23 protein-coding genes are annotated in these 21,519 nt (G+C 55.8%); 10 read left to right on the top strand and 13 right to left on the bottom strand.

Translation table 11 applies throughout. The annotated features are described in order from the left end of the window. Positions 1-9: 9 nt before the first annotated feature. A complete protein-coding gene (locus IPP68_04550) occupies positions 10-3,249 on the top strand; it encodes an efflux RND transporter permease subunit (GenBank protein ID MBL0349629.1) in 3,240 nt (1,079 codons plus the stop codon). Here IPP68_04550 and IPP68_04545 read toward each other — a convergent pair. The 6 genes from IPP68_04545 to IPP68_04520 form a co-directional block, all read right to left on the bottom strand. Then, complete coding sequence (locus IPP68_04545) at positions 3,246-3,947, bottom strand: putative DNA-binding domain-containing protein (GenBank protein ID MBL0349628.1); 702 nt, start codon at positions 3,945-3,947, stop codon at positions 3,246-3,248. The genes IPP68_04550 and IPP68_04545 overlap by 4 nt on opposite strands. After that, positions 3,944-4,891, bottom strand: coding sequence for a DUF692 domain-containing protein (locus IPP68_04540; GenBank protein ID MBL0349627.1), 948 nt, complete (start codon positions 4,889-4,891; stop codon positions 3,944-3,946). The genes IPP68_04545 and IPP68_04540 overlap by 4 nt, the downstream gene beginning before the upstream one ends. A gap of 63 nt (positions 4,892-4,954) precedes the next feature. Continuing rightward, the gene (locus tag IPP68_04535; GenBank protein ID MBL0349626.1) at positions 4,955-5,287 is read right to left on the bottom strand and encodes a hypothetical protein; all 333 of its coding nucleotides are present in this window, start codon (positions 5,285-5,287) and stop codon (positions 4,955-4,957) included. 55 nt (positions 5,288-5,342) lie between these two features. Next, on the bottom strand, positions 5,343-5,789 hold the full coding sequence (locus IPP68_04530; GenBank protein ID MBL0349625.1) for a DoxX family protein: 447 nt from the start codon (positions 5,787-5,789) through the stop codon (positions 5,343-5,345). Between the two features lie 85 nt (positions 5,790-5,874). After that, positions 5,875-6,702 (bottom strand): FecR domain-containing protein, encoded by an 828-nt coding sequence (locus IPP68_04525; protein ID MBL0349624.1) that lies wholly within the window; start codon positions 6,700-6,702, stop codon positions 5,875-5,877. Beyond that, positions 6,699-7,286 (bottom strand): sigma-70 family RNA polymerase sigma factor, encoded by a 588-nt coding sequence (locus IPP68_04520; protein MBL0349623.1) that lies wholly within the window; start codon positions 7,284-7,286, stop codon positions 6,699-6,701. Before IPP68_04520 ends, IPP68_04525 begins: the two co-directional genes overlap by 4 nt. Positions 7,287-7,530: 244 nt before the next feature. Between IPP68_04520 and msrB the strand changes: the two genes are divergently transcribed. Further along, positions 7,531-7,965: a peptide-methionine (R)-S-oxide reductase MsrB gene (gene msrB, locus IPP68_04515; GenBank protein ID MBL0349622.1), complete on the top strand. Its 435-nt coding sequence runs from the start codon at positions 7,531-7,533 to the stop codon at positions 7,963-7,965. Between the two features lie 93 nt (positions 7,966-8,058). On the opposite strand, the gene IPP68_04510 is transcribed toward msrB, so the two are convergent. Beyond that, positions 8,059-8,301 (bottom strand): CDGSH iron-sulfur domain-containing protein, encoded by a 243-nt coding sequence (locus IPP68_04510; protein ID MBL0349621.1) that lies wholly within the window; start codon positions 8,299-8,301, stop codon positions 8,059-8,061. Between the two features lie 85 nt (positions 8,302-8,386). Between IPP68_04510 and IPP68_04505 the strand changes: the two genes are divergently transcribed. Together IPP68_04505 and IPP68_04500 are read left to right on the top strand one after the other, a co-directional pair. Beyond that, on the top strand, positions 8,387-8,713 hold the full coding sequence (locus tag IPP68_04505; GenBank protein MBL0349620.1) for a hypothetical protein: 327 nt from the start codon (positions 8,387-8,389) through the stop codon (positions 8,711-8,713). Between the two features lie 156 nt (positions 8,714-8,869). Continuing rightward, complete coding sequence (locus IPP68_04500; protein MBL0349619.1) at positions 8,870-9,742, top strand: pirin family protein; 873 nt, start codon at positions 8,870-8,872, stop codon at positions 9,740-9,742. 13 nt (positions 9,743-9,755) lie between these two features. Here IPP68_04500 and IPP68_04495 read toward each other — a convergent pair whose 3' ends face one another. Further along, a complete protein-coding gene (locus tag IPP68_04495) occupies positions 9,756-10,037 on the bottom strand; it encodes a GreA/GreB family elongation factor (GenBank protein ID MBL0349618.1) in 282 nt (93 codons plus the stop codon). Between the two features lie 97 nt (positions 10,038-10,134). Here IPP68_04495 and IPP68_04490 point away from each other — a divergent pair, with 97 nt between their 5' ends. From IPP68_04490 to IPP68_04475, 4 genes are read left to right on the top strand one after another with little or no spacing between them, the layout of a single operon-like run. Then, positions 10,135-10,725 carry a transposase family protein gene (locus IPP68_04490; GenBank protein MBL0349617.1) on the top strand — a complete coding sequence of 197 codons (591 nt, stop codon included), beginning with the start codon at positions 10,135-10,137 and terminating at the stop codon, positions 10,723-10,725. Then, positions 10,647-10,931, top strand: coding sequence for a transposase (locus tag IPP68_04485; protein ID MBL0349616.1), 285 nt, complete (start codon positions 10,647-10,649; stop codon positions 10,929-10,931). The genes IPP68_04490 and IPP68_04485 overlap by 79 nt, the downstream gene beginning before the upstream one ends. Before the next feature lie 43 nt (positions 10,932-10,974). Next, positions 10,975-11,196 (top strand): transposase, encoded by a 222-nt coding sequence (locus IPP68_04480; protein MBL0349615.1) that lies wholly within the window; start codon positions 10,975-10,977, stop codon positions 11,194-11,196. A gap of 58 nt (positions 11,197-11,254) precedes the next feature. Beyond that, positions 11,255-12,025 (top strand): IS3 family transposase, encoded by a 771-nt coding sequence (locus IPP68_04475; protein MBL0349614.1) that lies wholly within the window; start codon positions 11,255-11,257, stop codon positions 12,023-12,025. A 576-nt stretch (positions 12,026-12,601) separates the two neighbouring features. On the opposite strand, the gene IPP68_04470 is transcribed toward IPP68_04475, so the two are convergent. Together IPP68_04470 and IPP68_04465 are read right to left on the bottom strand one after the other, a co-directional pair. After that, positions 12,602-13,294 carry a hypothetical protein gene (locus tag IPP68_04470; protein MBL0349613.1) on the bottom strand — a complete coding sequence of 231 codons (693 nt, stop codon included), beginning with the start codon at positions 13,292-13,294 and terminating at the stop codon, positions 12,602-12,604. Positions 13,295-13,605: 311 nt separating this feature from the next. Next, positions 13,606-14,904, bottom strand: coding sequence for a hypothetical protein (locus tag IPP68_04465; GenBank protein ID MBL0349612.1), 1,299 nt, complete (start codon positions 14,902-14,904; stop codon positions 13,606-13,608). 94 nt (positions 14,905-14,998) lie between these two features. Between IPP68_04465 and IPP68_04460 the strand changes: the two genes are divergently transcribed. Further along, entirely contained in the window at positions 14,999-15,220 is a 222-nt protein-coding gene (locus IPP68_04460; GenBank protein MBL0349611.1) for a transposase, read from the top strand. 58 nt (positions 15,221-15,278) lie between these two features. After that, positions 15,279-15,671: a transposase gene (locus tag IPP68_04455; GenBank protein ID MBL0349610.1), complete on the top strand. Its 393-nt coding sequence runs from the start codon at positions 15,279-15,281 to the stop codon at positions 15,669-15,671. Between the two features lie 449 nt (positions 15,672-16,120). Here IPP68_04455 and IPP68_04450 read toward each other — a convergent pair whose 3' ends face one another. Genes IPP68_04450 through IPP68_04440 form a run of 3 tightly spaced genes read right to left on the bottom strand, consistent with a single transcriptional unit; the run spans position 16,121 to position 21,307 of the window. After that, positions 16,121-16,570 carry a hypothetical protein gene (locus IPP68_04450; protein ID MBL0349609.1) on the bottom strand — a complete coding sequence of 150 codons (450 nt, stop codon included), beginning with the start codon at positions 16,568-16,570 and terminating at the stop codon, positions 16,121-16,123. Then, a complete protein-coding gene (locus IPP68_04445; GenBank protein MBL0349608.1) occupies positions 16,570-19,941 on the bottom strand; it encodes a hypothetical protein in 3,372 nt (1,123 codons plus the stop codon). Before IPP68_04445 ends, IPP68_04450 begins: the two co-directional genes overlap by 1 nt. A 1-nt stretch (position 19,942) precedes the next feature. Beyond that, positions 19,943-21,307 carry a hypothetical protein gene (locus IPP68_04440; protein MBL0349607.1) on the bottom strand — a complete coding sequence of 455 codons (1,365 nt, stop codon included), beginning with the start codon at positions 21,305-21,307 and terminating at the stop codon, positions 19,943-19,945. Between the last annotated feature and the right edge of the window lie 212 nt (positions 21,308-21,519).

Here is a 21,519-nt window from a genome sequence, read left to right as displayed (position 1 = left end):
CCCCGGCCCGTGCGCGCCCTCCTCAAGTATTGCGTGGAGCGGCCCCTGGGCGTCCTGGCCGTCTACGCCGGCCTGGCGGTCATCGGCCTCTTCGCTTGGCGGAGCCTTCCCCAGGAGTTGATGCCCGACCTTCGCTACCCCCAGCTTTCCGTCGTCACCCTCCTTCCCAACGCCAGCCCCGAAGAAGTCGAAAACCTGGTCACCAAACCCATCGAACAAATACTGGGGACCGTTAAAAACGTCCGCGGGGTGGAATCGTTCTCCAAAGAGCAGGTGTCCCTGGTCAACATCCAGTTCCGCTGGGACACCGACATGGACGCCGCCCTTCTTTGGGTCCAGGAAAAGTTGGGCTTGGTTCAGGACTCCCTGCCGCTGGAGGCCAAGAAACCGGAAGTCACCCGCTACAACCCCTTTGAACGCCCGGTCGTTTTGATCGCCGTCACGGGCGCGCTCCCGGCCGAGGACTTGGACCATTTGGTGGAAAGCCGCGTGCGCCCGACCCTGGAAAAAACCCTGGGCGTTTCCGGCATTGAGGTGAGCGGGGGTCTGGAACGCGAAGTCCGGGTGGACCTGGACGCCCAACAGCTATTGGCCCATCGGTTGACGCTGCAGGACGTGGCGGACGCCTTGAAGCGCCGGAACGTGTCGCGCTCGGCGGGCTCCGCCGTGGAGGGCCTTTTCGAATACCCCATCACGGTCACCGGGGCCTACGACCAGATCAAAGCCATCGCGGAAACCGTCGTCCAAACCGAAGGCGCCGCCGGCCGTCCGGGAGAGGGCGGCCTTCTCCGCCTGTCGAGCGTGGGGCAGGTCAAAGACGGTTTTCGGGAAAAGACGAGCCACGCGCGCTACGACGGCCGGGACAACATCGCCGTGGCCGTCTACAAACGCGCGGAAGCCTACCCCTTGGACGTGGCCCGGGACGTGCGGGAAGCCTTGGGGGATCTGCGGCGGCAATTGCCCGGGGACGTCCACCTGGACGTGATCTACGACCAATCGGTGTTCATCCGGGAAGGGATCTCCGACGTCTTCGGCAACGTGGTGGTGGGCGGTCTTTTGGCCTATTTCATCCTGTGGGCGTTCCTGCGCAGCCACCGCCGGTCCATCATCGTGGGGCTGACCATTCCCTTGGCGCTTTTGCTCACCGTGGCCGTGTTCTGGAAATTGGACATGACCTTGAACTTGCTCACCCTGGGAGGCCTGGCCCTGGGCGTGGGCATGCTCGTGGACGCCGCCGTCGTCATCATTGAAAACATTTCCCGCCACCGGGACATGGGCAAAAGTTTGAAAGACAGCATCCTGGACGGCGGGGAGGAAGTGGGCGGCGCGGTCACCTTTTCCGTTTTGACGATTTTGGCCGCCTTCGCGCCGATTCCGTTCGCCGCGGTGGGGGTGGCGCAAAAAGTGTTTACGCCCATCGCCGTCGCCGTCATGCTCAGCCACGCCATGTCCCTGGTGGTGGGCTTCACCTTCGTCCCGGCCATCGGCATTCTCTTTTTGGAGAGCGCCGGGGGACGGCGATGGATTCCGGAGGGCGGGCGAGTGTTTCTTCGGGGTTTATCGGCCGCTTGGATAAAACGGTGGACGCCCCTTCGGGAGCGAATTCACCGTACGGCTGTTTATCGTTGGCCGTGGAAGCGGTGGGCTACGCGGCCCGGGCAGTGGTATGAAAGCGCGTTGCAATTCGCCGTGCGCCATCCCCGGCGGACCGTGGAAATCGCCTTCTTGTGCACCCTCGCCAACGGGGCGGGGCTCTTTTTGATCCGCCGGGAGTCCATGCCGGACGTGGACCAAAACCAAATCGTCATGCGGGTCACTCTGCCCGCCGGAACCCGGTTGGAGGTGACGGACCGGGTGATGGGTTCGATCGAGAAAATATTGGCCGCCTTGCCCGAAATCGCCCACCGAAACGTGATCGTCGGGTCTTCCGGGGGGAACCTGCTGGGAGCCCTGGGCCCCAACGAGGGGCGGGCGGTCATCGATTTGGCGGACCGCGTCAAAGACGCCGACGGGGACCTCCATCGTCGACGCCGAAGCGCCCGGGCCGTCGTGGCGGCGGCCGCGGCGTCTTTAAAGCAAATGGACTTGGAGGGCGCCCGGGTGGACTTTGAGGCCCAGGGCGGCGACGTGTTTTCCCAGGTTTTCGGGCGCGCGGGGGCCGACCTGGTGGTCGAGGTCCGGGGCACGGATTTTGAAGGGTTGAAAAAAGCCGCCCGGGACGTTCAGGAGAAAATGCGGGCGTTGCCGGGCGTGGCCAAGGTGGACAACAGCCTGGCCGTGCCGTCCCTGCAATTGCGCTACGAGATGGACGAAGCCCGGCTGGCCCGGGACGGACTGGCCGTGGCCGACGTGGCCGAATCCGTCCTGGGGGGCGTGAACGGTTTGACCCCCACGGCCTTTCGGGAGAACGCCAAGGAAATTCCCGTCCGTCTGCGCCTTCGGGAAGAGGACCGGAAGGACGCCGCCGCGCTCGAGCGCCTGGTGGTCCCCAGCCCCCTGGAAAAGGGCGGCAGTCACCCACTCAACGAATACGGCCGTTTAAGCATCGCGCCCGGTCCGTCGGAAATCCGCCGACGCGATCAGCGCCGCACGGTGCTCCTGTCGGTGTTTTTTTCGCCGGGAGGGGGAGAAAAGGGTTTAGCGGCGGTTCGAAACATCATCAATCGTTTTCCGCGAAAGGGCGACGTGTCCGTGGCTCTGGGGGCCGAGGTGGGGGAAGTTCAAGCGTCCCTCAACAGTTTACTGGTCGGAGGCGTGGCGGCCATCGGCCTTGTGTATATCGTTTTGGTGGCTCAATTCAACGTCCTCTGGCTGCCGCTGTTGGCCCTGGTGTCGGTGCCCCTGGCCATCAACGGCGTGACCCCGGCCCTTTTGCTCCTGGGCAACACGTTGAACTTAATGTCGGGTCAGGGTTTGATGGTTCTCTCCGGCATTGTGGTCAACAATTCCATTCTGCTGCTGGAATTCATTCAACAACGGCGGGCGGCGGGAATGTCGGTGGAGGAGGCGGTGCTCGGGGCCAGCCGCACGCGGCTTCGACCCATTTTGATGACGGCGGGGACCACGGTGATCGGTCTATTGCCGCTGGCCCTCGGGATCGGCGCCGGCGCAAAACTCCAGGCCCCCATGGCCATCACGGTCATTTTCGGCCTATTGGTGTCCACGGGCCTCACGCTGATCGTTTTGCCGGCGCTTTACCTCGAGGCGCGGCATTACTTCGAAAAACCCACTGAAACCGAACGGGTTTAAGGGAGGACGAGACCCCGTTCCTTGAGGTTTGCCAGGGCGGTCTCCAGGCGCACGGCGTTTCCGTGGAGCAGTCGCCGCCGGACGGGCTCCAAATCGCCCAAGGTCGCTCCGGGTTTCTTGAAGTGATCCAGGATCAAAAGCATTAAAGGATCTCCTTCCGTGATTCGGGAAGTGTTGTCCGCGTCCCGGTAAAAAACCAAAACCTCGGGTTTTTGTTTCGGCGGCCTCTCCCTCGGCGCTTCCTTTTCGACCCAATAGAAAATCTGATGTTCGTACACCCGCACCCGCACGGTCGGGTTGGTCGTGCCGGCGCCCGCCCCCACCACCGACCGATCGATGAAAATCGCCAAATCGTTCCATTCGTAATCCGCCAGCTCCCACACCCAACGCTGGACCCCCGCCCGCTTCAAAAAGGCCACGAAGGGGGAAAGCGAAGCGTTCAACTCCCAGTGCGCCGGCGGCCGTTTCGCGAAATAGCGTCGCGTTAGCCCGTCCCAATCCTCGTCCGTAAACTGTTTTTTGGTCAAAGGGAAATCGCTTTCCAAGGCGCTCCACCAGTTGGCGGCGGCGTTGCCGCGGTAAACCCGGAGCCGCTCGGGAAGTCCCGATTTCCAGAGGGGGGAGGCAGTCGTTGTCGGCCCGCCCGGGAATATCAATCGGCGCATTTCGCTTTGATAAAAACGGAGTCCGCTTTTCATCGCGGGGCCGCTTCCCGTCGGTCGGCCAGGGCGCGCCGCTCTCCGGATTCACGGCTCGGGTTTGAATCCACCGACGCGAGGGGAGAGGACCTTAAAGTGTCAGCCCATCCCACCCCCGAAAGAATCCTTCGGGCCTTGTCGGCCTCCGCGGTGACCTTCGCCAGGGGGGGCACGTCGGTGTCCCATTCAATCAAGGTGCTCACGGGGCGTCCCAGGGCTTCCAGGGTGAAACGGTAAAGCGCCCACACGGGGTCGATGATGGGCCCCTCGTGGGTGTCCACGATCACGTCGCCGCAATCCCGATGGCCCGCCATGTGTATTTGCCCCACGCGCTCCAATGGCAAACGCCGGATGAATTCCTTCGGGTCAAACCCGTGGTTTCGGCTGTTGACGTAGACGTTGTTGACGTCCAGAAGCAAGCCGCAGTCGGCCTCTTCCAATACCGCGTTAAAAAAATCGGTCTCCGCCATGTCGGCGCCCGGGGGAACAACGTAGGTGGAGGGGTTCTCCAAGAGGAAGGGCCGCTGAATCTTTTTACGGACTTTTTTGACCCGGGCGACCACGTGGTCCGCGGCTTCGCGGGTGAAGGGAAGGGGCAACAGATCGTGAAAATAGGCCCCGCCGACGCTGGTGAAGCACAAATGATCGCTGAACCAGGGCGCTTGGACGCGATCCAACAACGTTTTGAGCCGATCCAGATATTCCTCGTTGAGGGGGTCGACGCTCCCGATGGACAAATTGACCCCGTGGCTCACAATCGTCCAATGGCGGGCGCAATAGTCGAGCACCGATAGGGGAAAGCCGCCGAAGTTCATGAAGTTTTCGGCGATGATTTCCAGCCACCCGACGCCGTTGTTTTCCGGGGCCAGCTCCTTAAAATGCTCTTTTCGAAGGCCGAGGCCGGCCCCGAGGGTGGGAAGAGAGGAGAATTCGGTCGTGGTCATAGGGGAACCCGCCAGGGTCCCGCCCCGGTCTTTCGGCCGGGGCGGGATGGAGGGGTTCTTTAATCAGCTCGCGCAGCCGCCCTGGCCTTTGCAGGCGTTCATGCCCTTGCAGGCGTGCTGGGCCATGGCGTCCATCTTGGACTTGCCCTTGGTGCCGTCGGTGGCGCAACCGCCCTGGCCTTTGCAGGCGTTTTTGCCGGCGCAGTCGTGGCGCATCGCCAGGTCTTTCTTGGCGGCGGCGGATTTGTTTTTCATCTTGTGCGCTTTTGCCATCTTTTTCGGCGCGGCGGTGGAGGCCGGCGCGGTCGAAAGGTCTTCGGCGTAAGCGGCGCCCGAGATCACGGCGGCGGAAAAAACGCCGGCCGAGATCAAGGTTTGCAGTTGTTTCAGGTTCATGGGAGCTCCTTGTGTTTAACGGATGTGAATCGAATGTCTACTTCCCGGGGGGAAGTCAATCGGTGTTCCTTCGGCATCGACGGCCAAGGAGCGCGTCCAAGGAGAAGTCGCCCGGTCCCTTGACCACGAGTCCGATGGATAAAAGGAGGAACAAATATTCCGGAAGGGCGAGGAAATCGGACAGTTCGTGAATGTCCGGGCGTTTGGCGGTCCAAAGGGCGACGGCCATGGTTCCGATGAGGGGGAGCGCCGCGAAGCGGGTGAGGAGGCCGATCAGGACCAGCCCGCCGGCGACGAATTCCACCGTCGCGACGAAAGGGGCCTGGAGGCCGGGGGCCGGAATGCCGAGGGCGCGGAAAAAATCCGCGACTTTATCGAGGTGGTGAAGTTTGCCCCAGCCCGATTGGACAAAAATGAAACCGAGAGTGATCCGGCCGAGAAGCGCGGGCAGGAAATCCAGCCGCGAGGGAATCGATTTGAGAAACGCTTTTGCCTTGTCCATGATCCACCTTGTCCGAGTTCGATTGTCCGGTCCTTTTGGAACCGTCCCTTAGGATACGGGCGAACGTCGGATTTGGATCTATGGATTATTGGGGCAAAAATCCCCGGAGGGTCTCGACGTCCTGGTCGGAATGGTCCAGGGCCCCGGGGGGGCCTTTGACCGCGGCATCGCCGTCGCGCCGCCAGGAAGCGGCGGTGTGATGGGTCGCGACGACTTCTTCCGTTTTATCCAGCGCGTGAACCTGCACGTGGCCTTCGCACACGCAAACGGAGGTTTTTTGAGGGGAATCAACGCTCAGGAAAAAAGCGGTGCCGCGAACGGCCGCCACCACCACGGGACTTTCGACCGCGTAGGGGGTCCCGTGTTTGACCACGCTCAAAATGGCCCCCCGGGAAAGGCGAACCACAAAACCCGCGCCTCGTCGCTGCACCACGACGCGGGCGCCCTCGTTCAAACGAAAGACGACGCGGGAGGCCAATCGGAAATCGCTCTTGCCTTTGGTCGCCTCAATCACTTCCCCGAGTTTAATCACCGCGCCCGGCGCCGTCGACCGCCCTTCCGCGGTGAGTTCCCCGGAAGTGCCCAGAACTTCGATGCGTGCGCTGGAAGGCCAATACCCCCGAAAGAGGCCCACCGCCACCAACACCCCCGCCGCCAGGGCGAAGACGGGCCGCCAGGACCATCGGGAAGCCCCGGAGATCCTGGCCATCAAGGCGCGTTTAACGTGAAGGGGAGGGGCCACGGTCTCCGCCGTTTGGGCCAGGGCCAACACGGCCCAGCGGGCTTCCCGAAGGGCGCGGTCGCATTCGGCGCAGCCTTCGGATAGATGGGCTTTAATCGCCGTCGATTCTACGGCGGAGAGGGTCCCCAGGGCGAAGGGCGCTATCAATTCCTGCAATTCGGCGTGGTTCATTGTTTTCGATCCATTAACGTTTCGGACAATTTAGCGAGCCCCAGGCGCATTCGGGTCTTGACCGTTCCAAGGGGTTCGCCGGTTCGATCCGCAATTTCCTGTTGGGACTCTCCTTTAAAGAAGGAAGCTTCCAAAACCGCCCGTTGGGCTTCGGGGAGAGCCGCGAGGGCGCTTTGAACCTCCCGGCGACGTTCATCGGAGGCCAGCCCTTCCAGCGCCGGGGGGAGGGGATCGGACAGGGTGTCCAACAGCGCCCGTCCGGTCTCATCGACGTCCAGGCTGTTTTCTTTTCCCTCCCTCAGGGACCGTTTTCGCAGACGGTCCAGGCAACGGCTCCGGGCCATGACCATGATCCAAAGGCCCACCGGGGCCCGCTTGGCGTCGTAGGTGGCGGCCTTTTCCCAAAGGGCGAAGAACACGTCCTGAAGAACTTCCTCGGCTTCCTCCCGGCGGTTCATCATTCGGCAGGCCAGGCCGAACACCCGGGGGGCGAATTGATCGTAAAGCCGGGAGAAAGCGGTTTCGTCCCGGTCCTGGGCCACTCGGCGGATTAAATCGAAACCTTCCGGATCAGAGGCGCCCATGGCCCTTAGAGGATATACGCAGCGGTTCCGGAAATGGATTGGTCGAGTCCGGGGGAATCCAAAGTGCACGGTTGATCGTATACATGGGGAGAAGGATGATATTAACAAATACCCGCCGGCCCAAGTCAAAGGGGGAGCAATGATACGAAAATCGATAACGTACTGTGGTTTACTGACGGCAGTGGCAGTCGTTGGGTTTGGGGCCTCGGCTCAGGGGGAATGGAATAAAACGAAAGGACAGGGTATGACCGACAAAGAACTGAAAGCCAAGCTGACACCGGAGCAATATCGGGTGGTGCGCGAAAACGGAACCGAGCCGGCCTTCGCCAACGCCTATTGGGACAACCACGCCGAAGGGATTTACGTGGACGTGGTGTCCGGCGAGCCGCTCTTTAGCTCCACGGACAAGTTCGACTCGGGAACCGGGTGGCCGAGCTTCACCCGGCCCATTGACTCCAAGGATGTCGTGGCCAAGACGGATTCGGCCTATGGGATGGCGCGGACCGAAGTGCGCTCCGCCGGGGCCAATTGCCATTTGGGCCACGTGTTCCCGGATGGCCCCGGCCCCACGGGCCAGCGCTATTGCATCAATTCCGCCGCGCTTCGCTTCGTGCCCGTGGATAAGCTGGAGTCGGAAGGCTACGGGAAATACCGGGAACTGTTCAAAAAGAAAACGTAAAGCCCGCGTCCTTCTGATCGAAGGCAGGAAACTGGAAAATAAAAAAACCCCGGGGCGTTGGATCGCCCCGGGGTTTTTGCGTGAATCGATGGACTAGGGAAGGGTTTTGTGGGTCCCGTCGCAGAAAGGCTTGTTCTTGGAGTGCTTGCAGCCGCACCAGGCCACGGTTTTCTTTTCGGTGATTTCGATGGAGAGGGGCCGAATCCCGGTGCCGGACCGCGCGTGGGCGCCGTCGCAATAGGGTTGGTTTTCGGAATGCCCGCAGGCGCACCAAAACTTCTTTCCCGGTTCTTCTTCCCGGACGTAGGGGGCTTTCTGGGCAATCTTGGGTTCCATGGTTCCTCCTGGAGTATCTTCGTCCATCATATCTGTTTGTAAATTCCTTCAGGAACTTATTCCGCCGAAGTGGGGTTATAGAAGTATGGACTTGCCCTTGGAAATCAGCGCCGTTGATTCCGCCGCTCTTTTAGGGGCCGATCCGGCGGTCCAATTAATCGATGTTCGAACGGACGCCGAATACATGGTGGCCCGAATCGACGGCGTTTTGCTCGTGAACAATGCCGAATCCATGGCGAAGGTTCTCGCCTGGCCGAAAGAGACCCGGATTCTCGTTCACTGTCATCACGGGATCCGGAGCCTGGACGCCGTGGCCTATTTGCGGGAACGCGGTTTTGAGCAAGCCCAGAGCATGGCGGGGGGAATCGACGCCTGGTCCACCCGGGTGGACCGCACGGTCCCGCGTTATTAATCGGTTGCTGAAACCCCCCCCGCCCGTCATTCCGGCGTGCTTCTGGCCGGAATCCAGGGGTTCTCTTCCGTCGATGAATAAATCCGGATTCCGGCCAATATCATTCCTGAACAACGAACGAAAGAGTTTTTCAGCAGCCCGCTAGGAGGGGATTTTATGAATCGTTCCATTGATCGGGTTTTCCGCGGCGCGCCGGAACACTGGGTGGGCAACGGTTTCCGCGTGAGCAACTATTTCCCTTCCGCTCCGGAGTTGGCCAAGCGGATGAGCCCCTTTTTCCTTCTGGACTACCACCGTCCCTACGTTTACGGCCCCACCCGGGAGAAGCGCGGCGTGGGCACCCACCCCCACCGGGGTTTTGAAACCGTCACGGTCGCCTACCAGGGCTCCGTGGCCCATCGGGACAGCGCGGGGAACGGCGGGGTGATCCACCCCGGCGAAGTTCAGTGGATGACGGCCGGGGCGGGGGTGCTCCACAACGAATACCACGAGGAGAGCTTCGCCAAGGCCGGCGGCGTGATGCACATGATGCAAATTTGGGTGAACCTTCCCCGGAAACACAAGATGGCTCCGCCCAAATACCAGGCGCTCGTGAACGGCGCCATCCCGGAAGTCCCTTTGGAAGGTGGAAAGGGTCTGGTTCGTGTATTGGCAGGGGAATACTTGGACACCAAAGGCGTGGCGTCCACTTTTTCGCCGGTCAACATGCTGGACCTTCGCTTGAAAGCCGGGGCCGTGGCCCATCTTCGCTCGCCCAAGGATCACAACAGCGCACTTTTGATTCTCCAGGGGAAAATGAAGGCCAATACCTCGGCGGCCCTGTCGGAGGGGGACTTCCTGTTGTTCAAAAACGACGGCGACGAAATCCGCGTTGAGGCGTTGACCGACGGCATTGCCCTGTTTTTAAGCGGCGCCCCCATCGAGGAGCCCCTGGTGCACTACGGCCCCTTTGTGATGAACACCGTGGATGAGATCAACGAAGCGGTGGAAGATTTTAATTCGGGGAAATTCGGACATCTGGAAGACTGAAGAGCGGTCCGGTCTATTTGTTCGTTTCGTAGCTCACCGAAAGCACGCGCAACTTTTTCGGCCCTTCGCCGCTTTTAAGGGTCGCGGCGTCCCCGGCTTTGGCCCCGAAGAGGGCCTGGGCCAAGGGGGAAGACCAGGCCAATAAATTCCCTCCGGCCCGGGCTTCGTCCTCTCCCACGATCTTGAAGCTCTGCTTCGTTCCCGATTCGTCTTCAATCGAAACGCTCGCCCCAAACCGAACCTCGACGCCCGCCCCCGGGGGAACCACGATGGCCCCGCCGATGCGCGCTTCCAAATAACGCAGGTCCCGATCAAAAGCTTTGATGTCATCGCCCTTGGCCAGGGCCTTGGTTCGCCTCGCCCCCAGAAATCGAGCTCAAGGAGCTCGGGCTTTGAGGCGGCCGTCCTGTTCCGTCACCCAGCGCAACCAGGACATCGTTAAAAAGATCAAGAACCTGAAATCGGATCACCCTTCTGGGGATACCGGCGGATCTGGGCCCGGCTCAAAATACGATGAGCACATGAACATCAACAAAAGCGTCCTGCGTTTGATGCGTCGCCATGACCTCTTGGTGAAGCCCAACCTGCGCCTTAAAGCCAAGAGGACGTCGTCGAGGAGCAAGCTCGTCGCCGTCCGCCCCAACGAATGGTGGGGCATCGATATGACTAAGGTCCTGATCCAATCCTACGGCTGGATCTACGTCGTCTTGGTGTTGGACTGGTATACCAAGACGATCGTGGGTTATTACGCCGGACCCCAGGCCAAAACCCAGCACTGGTTGATGGCGCTAAACATGGCGGTCAATCGGCGGTTCCCCAATGGGAGTCGCGGTCAGGACGTCAAGCTCATGAGCGACAATGGCTGCCAGCCCACGTCCTTGGGTTTCAGAAGGCCTGCAACGCCTTGGGGATTACCCAGGCGTTCACCAGCTACAACAACCCCAAGGGCAACGCTGACACCGAGCGGGTCAATCGGACCCTGAAAGAAGAGCTCGTTTGGCTCCGCGAGTGGGACAGCCCGTTTGTCTTTGTCAAAGAACTACAGAACTGGATCGAAATCGATTACAACCAGCGGCACCGGCACTTGACCCTCGGCCACCGAACACCGGCCGAGTTTGAGGCCCTTGCCATCAACCAACCAGCCCCGGCACTCTTATGCTGCTCCCCATTAAGGCCGGGGTCCTGCTAAGAGAGGAAAATGGGGCTGAGACCCGAACCGAGGAGACTCAGCCATGAAACGAAGAGAATGGGACCCGAAGAAGAAAGCCATGATCGTCCTCCAAGGCCTGCGCGGTAAAGCCATTGCGGACCTCTGTTCCGAACACCAAATCAGCCAGGCCCAGTATTACCAGTGGCGTGACCACTTTTGGCCAATACCGACCGCATCTTTGACAAACACCCCGACAAGAAACAGTTTCGACTCCAGGAGGAGAACGCCCGGCTCAAGCACATGATCGGGGAGCTCACGATGGAGTTAAAAAAAACAGAAATCGAGCTCAAGGAGCTCGGGCTTTGAGGCGGCCGTCCTGTTCCGTCACCCAGCGCAACCAGGACATCGTTAAAAAGATCAAGAACCTGAAATCGGATCACCCCTTCTGGGGATACCGGCGGATCTGGGCCCGGCTCAAATACGATGAGCACATGAACATCAACAAAAAGCGCGTCCTGCGTTTGATGCGTCGCCATGACCTCTTGGTGAAGCCCAACCTGCGCCTTAAAGCCAAGAGGACGTCGTCGAGGAGCAAGCCCGTCGCCGTCCGCCCCAACGAATGGTGGGGCATCGATATGACCAAGGTCCTGATCCAATCCTACGGCTGGATCTACGTCGTCTTGGTGTTGGACTGGTATACCAAGACGATCGTGGGTTATTACGCCGGACCCCAGGCCAAAACCCAGCACTGGTTGATGGCGCTAAACATGGCGGTCAATCGGCGGTTCCCCAATGGGAGTCGCGGTCAGGACGTCAAGCTCATGAGCGACAATGGCTGCCAGCCCACGTCCTTGGGTTTCCAGAAGGCCTGCAACGCCTTGGGGATTACCCAGGCGTTCACCAGCTACAACAACCCCAAGGGCAACGCTGACACCGAGCGGGTCAATCGGACCCTGAAAGAAGAGCTCGTTTGGCTCCGCGAGTGGGACAGCCCGTTTGTCTTTGTCAAAGAACTACAGAACTGGATCGAAATCGATTACAACCAGCGGCACCGGCACTTGACCCTCGGCCACCGAACACCGGCCGAGTTTGAGGCCCTTGCCATCAACCAACCAGCCCCGGCACTCTCTTAGGAACCCCTTGACTAATGGGGAGCATTACACTCTCTTAGGAACCCCTTGACTAATGGGGAGCATTACATGAGGCCCTTGCCATCAACCAACCAGCCCCGGCACTCTCTTAGGAACCCCTTGACTAATGGGGAGCATTACAAGATTTTTTGGAATTCATCACCCGAATGCAAAAACCGCGCTTCGGGAAAATCGGGGCAGTCAGGCGTAATTTGCGGAACGGTCAGGCGGGTGAAAAAACAGATTTTCGAGAACTTCCGAAACTGCGGTAGTCTCACCCCCATGCAAAGATTGTGTGGGGATTTTGGCCGGATTGAGCAAGTCTGGCCTCATTTTCCGTCTCAGATTTTCCAGATGCTCACCTCTAAGCAAACATCGCAAATCCGAGGATCACGTTTCCCATGCGATGAATTCTAGCTCAGGTTTCTCATCCCACTGAAAACACCGAAATCGACCTGATCGGCAATTTGTCGGCGAAAATTGTTCCCGACAGTTTTTACGACAGTTAGGGGCCAAGTTCTTTCGATTTCTCGGGGATTCTCTAGGGGACAACAAGCACTGCCGACGAAGGTCATAGGCCTATTGGGGAACAAAAGTGAGTTTCCGAGAGAGAAGCCTCGTTTTAAGGTCAGCAATTTCTTTTTTGCGGTAAGCCTCTTGTCCTTCAGGATGCGGGGCAAAATCTCGCAATCCAGTGGCCGCCTGTTCGCTCAGAATAAAAAACCAATCGTCTGAAACGAACGACACTAACCCTCGAATAGCGTCCATTCGGCCATTCTCAGTTGACAGTGTTGATCCTTTTGGCATGTCAATTATTTCAAAATGCATCCCTTTGCCATGCTTGTCCTTAGAAAAAACCTCTTCAATCAAAGTCGTTTCAGGGGAATTTGGAATGACAAATTCCCCAATCCAATTATCCAGGATATTCTTAAGAAAGGCCTCCTCACCAATCTTTTTTAGTGCATCCCGGGATTCCTTATTCATCCGCATGTAATCCACACGAACCAGTCCGCCGAAATCGTCTGAATACATTACAGTTCCGGAATTGTCGCCACCAGAATCACTTACCGATGATCCTGGTAATTTCGCATCATAAATCTTGAACGAAAACCAGTTTTCTGGTGCGATATATCTATCTCCGGCAATCTTACCATGAAGAGATTGAGGTGAACCCCCAAATCTGGTCGGAACTGACAAACATGCCTGGAGAAACAAGAGTGGAAGGAACCAAATAAATTGCTTAAGGCCATCGGGTGCGTTCAACTTTTTCATGCTCGTTTTTTGACAACACTCAAATACAATATCATCAAACCCCAAATGGGTGGAACAGGAACCAATAGATACCATCGGAACCTTTTCAAATTCTTCGTCTCAGACCAACAAAACACTTGCACAACAATATTCGTAAAAAAAATTACTGCGGCCACAGGCAACCCGACATCCTCATTGAGGAATCGAAAAGGCACCTGGCAAATTAAAATTGCCAGCACATTTAATGCCACTGACTTAAGAAATCCAGCAAAGCCATCAGCTTCAAAAAATTTCACGCGCCACCTCGAAATGGCATTCCCGCAGTTTTCATTTTATTTCCATGAACCGACTTTGATCATTTTCTTATCCTTGTCGTACATGACTTTATCCCCAGGTCGAAATTGGCTCTCTTCAAACGAAAAACTTTGGCCAATGGTACATTTTGTCCCAAAATCTACTGAAATGACCCGATCTCCATCAACAATCAACTCACCTTTGGCGATAACTTTTCCACCTTCAATTTCCAACGTAACTTCATTGTCATAAACCTTCAAATTTCTGGGATATGTTTTAACAACATCAGAATAGCTTGGTAAATTAGAATTGATGACGGGTTCTTCATTCTCAGCACTTTTATTTTGATTTTTGCGGATCTCAAATAATATGTTAGACCGCAGAGTAATCAACTCTTCGTTTTTCGGGATTCTCCTAAGTCCATTTTCCACAACTTCAAGCGCCTTACTATTACGTCCTTCGTTCCTCAATGCAGAAGCCCAATTTCTGTACAAACTAGCTTCCTTAGGAAAACCTGAAATGGCCTGTTCCCAATCTTTTTCAGCTTCATCGAACTTTTTCATTCCCCAAAAGGCAATTGCTCGAGCATCAAGGTACAACCAACGATCTGCAGCCAGATCGACAGCTAAGCCCATTTCTTTAATTGCCTCGGCGTTATTGCCCTGCATTTGATACCCACTACCCAGGACAAAATGGCCTTCCGGATTATTCGGGTCATTTTTAACAAAGCGTTTAAGGCTTTCAATCCCAGGGGTAAACATTTTGAATCCCAAATACAGGCGACCTTTTTTCATTAAGTTACTGTTTTCTTGAGGTAATATTTTTGCACCCCAATGGGCGACTTGAATTGTTTTTAAATTGTTTTGTGCCACAGGAAAGGTTAAAAACAAGATTACTCTGGTCTCCCCAGTGGATTCAACTTTGAACCCAGCCTTGTTCTGTAATTTAAAAACTGCCTTGCTTTCATGCGGAAATTTAGGAAATAGTATTTCGTCAATCCCATATTGACAAGATTCGCCTTTAGGAGCATTTAAGGCCTGGTATCGAACCATACCATCATCAACAAAAAGGGCCAACGCATCCGCATTGATTTTCGCCCCGTCCTCATTTTCAATGAATACCGTTTCGGAAATGAGATCAAACTCTGTGTCATTTCCCAATAGGATTTCAACCAAAACCCCAGTATGTGGGGACTTATTTATCGACTTGCTAATGACACCGGGTCCCTTGAGTCTTGCTTTGCCAATTTCCAAAACGCTTAAAATTTCAGCTCTGGCGAAGCAAGGATACGCTACGGCTACAAAAAAGAATGCGATGGTTCTAAAAATGTTTTTCACTGTTATCCTCAAGATATATGCTGCTCCCCATTAAGGCCGGGGTCCTGCTAAGAGAGTAAAATGGGGCTGAGACCCGAACCGAGGAGACTCAGCCATGAAACGAAGAGAATGGGAACCGAAAAAGAAAGCCATGATCGTCCTCCAAGGACTACGCGGTAAAGCCATCGCGGACCTGTGTAGCGAACACCAAATCAGCCAGGCCCAGTATTACCAGTGGCGTGACCACTTTTTGGCCAATACCGACCGCATCTTTGACAAACACCCGACAAGAAACAGTTTCGACTCCAGGAGGAGAACGCCCGGCTCAAGCACATGATCGGGGAGCTCACGATGGAGTTAAAAAAAACAGAAATCGAGCTCAAGGAGCTCGGGCTTTGAGGCGGCCGTCCTGTTCCGTCACCCAGCGCAACCAGGACATCGTTAAAAAGATCAAGAACCTGAAATCGGATCACCCCTTCTGGGGATACCGGCGGATCTGGGCCCGGCTCAAATACGATGAGCACATGAACATCAACAAAAAGCGCGTCCTGCGTTTGATGCGTCGCCATGACCTCTTGGTGAAGCCCAACCTGCGCCTTAAAGCCAAGAGGACGTCGTCGAGGAGCAAGCCCGTCGCCGTCCGCCCCAACGAATGGTGGGGCATCGATATGACCAAGGTCCTGATCCAACTTACGGCTGGATCTACGTCGTCTTGGTGTTGGACTGGTATACCAAGACGATCGTGGGTTATTACGCCGGACCCCAGGCCAAAACCCAGCACTGGTTGATGGCGCTAAACATGGCGGTCAATCGGCGGTTCCCCAATGGGAGTCGCGGTCAGGACGTCAAGCTCGCGAGCGACAATGGCTGCCAGCCCACGCCCTGGTTTCCAGAAGGCCTGCAACGCCTTGGGGATTACCCAGGCGTTCACCAGCTACAACAACCCCAAGGGCAACGCTGACACCGAGCGGGTCAATCGGACCCTGAAAGAAGAGCTCGTTTGGCTCCGCGAGTGGGACAGCCCGTTTGTCTTTGGTCAAAGAACTACAGAACTGATCGAAATCGATTACAACCAGCGGCACCGGCACTTTGACCCTCGGCCACCGAACACCGGCCGAGTTTGAGGCCCTTGCCATCAACCAACCAGCCCCGGCACTCTCTTAGGAACCCCTTGACTAATGGGGAGCATTACAGATATTTTAACGGGAATATGTTTGGGCCAAATATAATTGCCGGTTCAACTTAGAACTTTGACTCTCCAGGTATCCTCCGAACTGTCACCAATAACAGTGGCACCGTCAACGAGAATTATTTCCATCTCATTAATCCTTACCGCAGAATTCTTTATCCCGCTGTTGTAGGGCAACTCCTTCTTGCAATGCGGACATCTGACGTTTGACCAAACGGTGAACCTACCGCCTTTTCCGCAATTAGGGGCATTCGACGCTATTTCTTCCCAAAGTTTTTCAAGCCCCGGAACATCGATATTTTTTATTGCCAAGCGTGATTCAACCAGTTTCTTGTCACTTTTTCTGAGAAGAACGTCGTTGCAGGAATCACAATAAAAAAACGGGGTTGGACTCTCCCAATTCACGAGTTTGGTGTATAAAATCGATTTTGAGCAGGACGGGCAACCAATCGTCCACCCTTTTCGTTCCTCGACTTCAACTGGCTTGGTATTTTCCACTAATCCACCTCGAGAATAATTTGTCGCACGTTTCGACCCCCGACACTTGGGATGCCATGGATTGTAATCTCTGGTCCACCGCCAGGCAATCCCTTATTGCCACCTTGAAAGTAGTTATTGCCTTTGATTGGAGATGCAGGCGCCCGGGCATTTATATCATCGACGATGTAGATGATATTCCTTGGCTCCAAATAATTGCGATTTAACCCGATCTCCTTCTCTAAAAGTCGCGCCTGCGATTTTGTGATCTTGATCCGATCACCCGTCAAGGGTCCAACAACCCCCTCAACAGCCTTCAAATCAGTCAAAAACGTTCGATGCCCGCTACCGATTGTTTCATATTTTACGGCTGAACTTCTCGGGGTGATATTCACTCCTGATGCCCCATTCAATAACGCATCTTGCCGTTGTTGAAGAATCTGCGTCTGTGTTGCGGCATGGGGTGGCCCGGCACGCGCGGCTGGCTGAAAGTTTGCATCGTCTTTTCCTGTTGGAATCCGGTCCGACGAATTCGACGAACTCTCCCGTTTTTGTGAAAAGATGCCACCATCGAAGTCGTTGGCCCAGACTTCGATGAGTTTATTGCCATTGCCGTCTTTGACGAAGGAGTTTGCTCTTTCGCCTGAGGTCATGATCTTGTTCGACACTTCAGTGGCGAGAGTGTTCAGTTCATGGGGGGTCAGTTGACGACCGTTGATCGTGTCGATTTTGTTTTCGGCCATATAGCGGACGAGCTTTTGGCCGCCGTTGGTGAAGTCGGGGGAGACTCGCGATTCAAAACTTTGGTTGAAGACTGAATCCGCGCCGTGTTTCCCGCGGTTAATGAGCGCGGTTTGTGAGTAATCCGCGAACCGATGGAACTCGTGGGCGGCGCCGGCCCCGACAGACTTCCCGGGAGGAGCGGAGACCGGGGTCTTCTCTCCGGAGGGCAATAAAGGCGGGCCGTCGGCCGGTGCCGCGGGGAGGGATTTGGCTTGGTTCGGGAAGAAGGATTCCTTCAGGTTTCGGAAAGCCTGCTTGAACGAAACATTTTCTGCGAGAATGCCTCCGCGCTCATTACCAACGACCGATTCATTTTTCCCAAACGTCTTCAGAAGAAACCCTTTGTTTCGATGATCGTCGTCACCCAAAAGCCACTGGCGGACCGAACTCTTTAGGCCTTTTGTGGCCGCAGAGCTGATTTCGTCGGCGATATATCCCTGGACCTCGGCGGACAGCGAGGGGGCAACGTCCCGGATTTTCTCGAAGAATGCTGTCCGGCTCATGATGGGCTTACCGTTGATGGCGGCATGGGAAGATAGCAGTCGAATGGCGTCGCGGTAGTCGTTGAATTGGACCCCACCGGCAGACACTTCTTTGCCGCCCATGGCAACTTGGCGAAGGGACATGATAGGTCGGCCCTCGGCATGGGTGGCTACATCAAAGAGCGTAATTTCCGGTTTGGCGCCGACTTTATTCGACAAACGAATGGCGACAACGTATTCGGACTGCAGAGCCTTGCCCAAACGGGAGAAGGTGGAGAGAGGTGTTTTTTCAGCGGCAACGACAAAAAGGGTCGCTGGGCTGTCAGCGGTGGCCGGGAGCAATTCGTAATTGCCCGTTTTTCGTAGTGTCGCCTTGTCCCAAAGAACGCCGGCTCTTGCCAAAAGCCCCGTCGGCTCGTAAACCGGGCGGTCTGGAATTGCCCGGACGGTCATCTCAACTGCGGATTTTTTGGAAGAAGGACGTTTGGTTGCGCTCGAATCGAGTGCGAGGCGATTCTCCCGAAGCGCGACACGCTTCTTTTCGACATCTACACTTGCACGCCTAAAGTCCTCGCTTCGCGCTTTAAATCCTCGTGCCTTTTCTTTAAATACTTGTGCGGCAGAATCAAGCGATGATTGGAATACTCTTAATTCAGAAATTTCAGCTTTCAGTGCTTCAACTTTTAGTTCTTTGAAATCCGGGATTGTTAATTCTTTGGTTTGTTCAAAATCCCGGTTCGTTCCTTTATTAGGTTTTCGTGTTCCTTTATTGCCAAAAGCGTTTGGCGCATCGATTTTCTCACGGAATCCAATTCGGTCTTGATCCCCGGCTGCATTCGATCTATTTCGCTCAGTGCTTCTTGTAAATCTGCTATATCCTTTTCGCTCCCAGGTATCTTTTGAAATTCTCCAATCATTTCCTTCAATTCCGGATAATTCTTTTCGTTCTTTGCCAACGAGCCCAGCAAAGACTCTTCTGATTCTTTCAGAGATTGAAAAACCTCTTCTAAATGCGCTATCTCCCTCTTGTTCGCTAAGATTCCTTTTTGCAATTCCTTTTGGAATTTCCGCATTTCTTCCGGGGTCAGCGGACGGGACGCGTCCGAAGAACCGGTTGATTTTTTCTCCAAAGGAGGCGAACCACCCTCCTTTTTGCCGAACAGTCGTTTGAAGAATCCCACCAGCCTCACCTCCTCGAGTTTGTTCAATTTGAATAAGGTCTTGCTTTAACTTGGCCAATTCTAGTTTTTTCACAGCGAGAACATTTTCTTGCTGGGCTTTCACTTTGCCAACTGCGTCGGCCGCTCTTTCATATCGAGCGGAAATCGCCTTTTTCGATCCCACGAGAAGGTCCAACTCAATCCGGTCGTTTAGCAGGACTTTTTCACGAGCAGCGAATTCGGCTTTAACATTTGCCGCCTCGCTCGTGTTCAACCATTTCCCATACTTGGCCACATCCGCCGGTTTCATTGCCGCCAATAGCTCGGGATCGACATTGGGCTTAAACTCCACCCGGTTCTTAATCCAGACTTTTTCGTATTTGCCAGCCGCTTTTTTGAAGAGCGCCAAGGCTTCGGCGCTTTGGATGTTAACGGAATAAGTCTTTCCGGCCTCAAACTTGCCTTTAACAAAATCCTGGGCCAGCTCCATGTCCCGGCCTCGGTACCGGCTCACCATTCCCATGCTCACGCCGCCCACAAAGCTTCCCGCACTTCTTCCCAGGGATTCCGCGGTCATACTGTTCAGGCCCACCGCTTTGGCGCCCTTTTCAACCGCCCATGCAGTCGTATGGTCTGCCCCCATCCCCATCAGCATGCCTTCGGTTAAGGATAAAGTTGCCGCCCCCTGCTGGGTCGCGGTTATTCTGGCTTTCTCCGCAAAGGTAAGCCCGCGTTTGGCGTCTACAGCCACTTTCTCAACTTTTGCGGCATAATTGGCTGCGCCACGCTCCGCCCGATAGGTAAGCGTCTTTGGTAGTTTGCCCGCCGTCATGACCGCGGCAGCCTCCGCCAGCGGCGTCCATTTCACAAAACCCAGCCCGCCCTTTGCGCCTTGGACAAAAACGGACCCTGCCTTACTCCATCCGATCCACCTGCGCTCCTTGGTTGTGACCGTGCGCCCCAACATATCAACGCCCTTGCAACATGACCGATCCAACACCCCAGGTCAGCGCCAGTTCCGCCGTCAAACCCATGACTTCTCCAACCATTTGTTCGGTCTTAAGGCGACCATCTAGGAAATCAATATGACCCGACACCCATTCCTTGCCGAATTTACCACCCAACAAAGTGTCTTTGACTACTTGAGCCGCCATTGGTAAATTGCCCATCCCAAGCCCAGCCATTCTTGCCCAGAAAGCATCGAGATGTTTTGACACTCCTCCAATAAGGAGAGCGGTCGACACTTTAACATCGCTGATTCGTTCGCCAAGGTCAAAGGCCTTCTGCATTCCACCGACTTGATCGAACAGATCACTGGCCCGCGCCATGAGGGATTCGACCTTGCCCCACGCTTCTGTGGTGGCGAGGTTGCCAGCCGCAAGGAAGTGCAGTCCTTCCAACCGTTGTTCGAAATCAACCGACCCATTGATGATCCGAACGCGGAGAAGGTCCATTTGGCCATGGATCTGATTAACCCGGATGGTCCCCACAAGGGCGTTGAATCGGTTTTGCAGTTTCTCCGTCCAGGCGCCCTGGGTGAAGAGAGTCTTCAATTCGCCGAACGCCGCCTCCGCCGCATTGAAGCTTACCTCAGCCGCCTTCACGGCCTTGCCTTCTCTCTCCAAGGCGGCTTTCTCTTTGCCGATCCGCCCGTTAAAGGACGTCATGAGGTCTTTCAGCACATAAAGAGTCGCCAGCTGACCGGCACGGTCCATTTCTGTTCCCGCCGGCCCAAGGAGCAATTCCAGTGCTTTCAGTGGCGCCTTAGCCACAGTCCCCGCGTCCAAGTTTGCAATCCGGCCGCTGATCAAGCTTTTCAGATCCTCCACCCCAGGGATGGAGTTCAACATCTCACTAACATTCCCGTCTTTTATGGCGTTCACGAGACCGGTCTTACTTGCCGCGGCCAGCCGTCGATCGATCTCTGGCATAGCCATGTCGTGGAACGCCTGCTTGTCGATTAACGCGGTACCGGTATCCGCCTGTTTCTTTAAAGTTAGCTCAAAGCCCTGCCTTTGGGAATCAAACTCTGTCGCCAAGAGGTCGAACTGCTTCTGGCTGGCGTCAAGCGAGACCGCCGATTGGAATGCCTCGGGTGTTCCAACCCGAGAAGGTTGCGACAGTCGAGTTTCTGACAACGCACCTACACCTGGGATGTAATCTAAATCAATCGGACTAAGGAAATCCGCCAGCCCTGCTGAATAAAGTGAAGAACTAAAACTTCCGATGTCCGTCCTGAAGGATTTCATACCGGAAAATGCGGATTCAGTGTCGTAGTCCGCAAAGATATCGGACAAATCGTCGTCAACGGGAACACCAGGAAACAGACTCATAGATAACGGAAGGCCCGAAGAAGAAGCCCCATTCCACTTCTATGATCCTCGCGTAATCCCAAAACGTCGCTCAGCCCCAATCCCAACCCTGCGATGGCCTTTAACGGAGATGTCAGCCCCTCCGCCAGGCCTTTCATGAACCCTTTGGCGTCATCGGCTCCGGTGCGCCCGGGGTAAGGCTCCGCGCGATTTCTCGATATTCCTTCACGCTC

It is taken from the genome of Elusimicrobiota bacterium (genome assembly GCA_016722575.1).
Classification (GTDB): domain Bacteria; phylum Elusimicrobiota; class Elusimicrobia; order FEN-1173; family FEN-1173; genus JADKIY01.
Note: the sequence above shows the minus strand (reverse complement) of the source record. Positions and strands in the feature narration are given on the sequence as shown.

Excerpts from the sequence above, each read along its gene's own strand:
- msrB (MBL0349622.1), top strand. The coding sequence starts at position 7,531 with ATGACCGACAAAGAACTGAAAGCCAAGCTGACACCGGAGCAATATCGG.
- IPP68_04505 (MBL0349620.1), top strand. The coding sequence starts at position 8,387 with ATGGACTTGCCCTTGGAAATCAGCGCCGTTGATTCCGCCGCTCTTTTA.
- IPP68_04445 (MBL0349608.1), bottom strand. The coding sequence starts at position 19,941 with ATGTTGGGGCGCACGGTCACAACCAAGGAGCGCAGGTGGATCGGATGG.
- IPP68_04480 (MBL0349615.1), top strand. The coding sequence starts at position 10,975 with ATGAAACGAAGAGAATGGGACCCGAAGAAGAAAGCCATGATCGTCCTC.
- IPP68_04545 (MBL0349628.1), bottom strand. The coding sequence starts at position 3,947 with ATGAAAAGCGGACTCCGTTTTTATCAAAGCGAAATGCGCCGATTGATA.
- IPP68_04470 (MBL0349613.1), bottom strand. The coding sequence starts at position 13,294 with ATGAAAAAGTTGAACGCACCCGATGGCCTTAAGCAATTTATTTGGTTC.
- IPP68_04530 (MBL0349625.1), bottom strand. The coding sequence starts at position 5,789 with ATGGACAAGGCAAAAGCGTTTCTCAAATCGATTCCCTCGCGGCTGGAT.
- IPP68_04520 (MBL0349623.1), bottom strand. The coding sequence starts at position 7,286 with ATGGGCGCCTCTGATCCGGAAGGTTTCGATTTAATCCGCCGAGTGGCC.
- IPP68_04540 (MBL0349627.1), bottom strand. The coding sequence starts at position 4,891 with ATGACCACGACCGAATTCTCCTCTCTTCCCACCCTCGGGGCCGGCCTC.
- IPP68_04535 (MBL0349626.1), bottom strand. The coding sequence starts at position 5,287 with ATGAACCTGAAACAACTGCAAACCTTGATCTCGGCCGGCGTTTTTTCC.
- IPP68_04525 (MBL0349624.1), bottom strand. The coding sequence starts at position 6,702 with ATGAACCACGCCGAATTGCAGGAATTGATAGCGCCCTTCGCCCTGGGG.
- IPP68_04440 (MBL0349607.1), bottom strand. The coding sequence starts at position 21,307 with ATGAGTCTGTTTCCTGGTGTTCCCGTTGACGACGATTTGTCCGATATC.
- IPP68_04500 (MBL0349619.1), top strand. The coding sequence starts at position 8,870 with ATGAATCGTTCCATTGATCGGGTTTTCCGCGGCGCGCCGGAACACTGG.
- IPP68_04510 (MBL0349621.1), bottom strand. The coding sequence starts at position 8,301 with ATGGAACCCAAGATTGCCCAGAAAGCCCCCTACGTCCGGGAAGAAGAA.
- IPP68_04460 (MBL0349611.1), top strand. The coding sequence starts at position 14,999 with ATGAAACGAAGAGAATGGGAACCGAAAAAGAAAGCCATGATCGTCCTC.